The sequence below is a fragment of the Tenacibaculum pelagium genome, assembly GCF_014062345.1.
GTDB classification, from domain to species: Bacteria; Bacteroidota; Bacteroidia; order Flavobacteriales; family Flavobacteriaceae; genus Polaribacter; species Polaribacter pelagius.
In genome coordinates, this window is sequence record NZ_JACGLS010000025.1 from 1 (window position 1) to 240 (window position 240).

1 protein-coding gene is annotated in these 240 nt (G+C 40.8%); it reads left to right on the top strand.

Annotated elements, in window-relative coordinates; translation table 11 throughout:
- A partial coding sequence (locus tag H3Z83_RS12870; protein ID WP_182125901.1) for an Ig-like domain-containing protein occupies positions 1-240 on the top strand: 240 nt, incomplete at both ends.

The window sequence follows — 240 nt, forward strand, 5'->3', positions numbered from 1 at the left end:
TACTGATCCCAACCCATTAGATCCAGTAACAGATGTAGATGTATTAACAGTTGTAGAAGGAACTACAGGTACAGTAAATGTATTATCGAATGATGATTTCTTACCAGGAGCAAATACAAGTTTATCGGTAGTAGCTGGATCAGGAACTACAGCAGGCGGAACAATAAGCTTCGATCCATTAACAGGAGAGATGAGTTATACACCGTTAGCAGGTGAAGAGGGAACTACGGTAACGGTAGA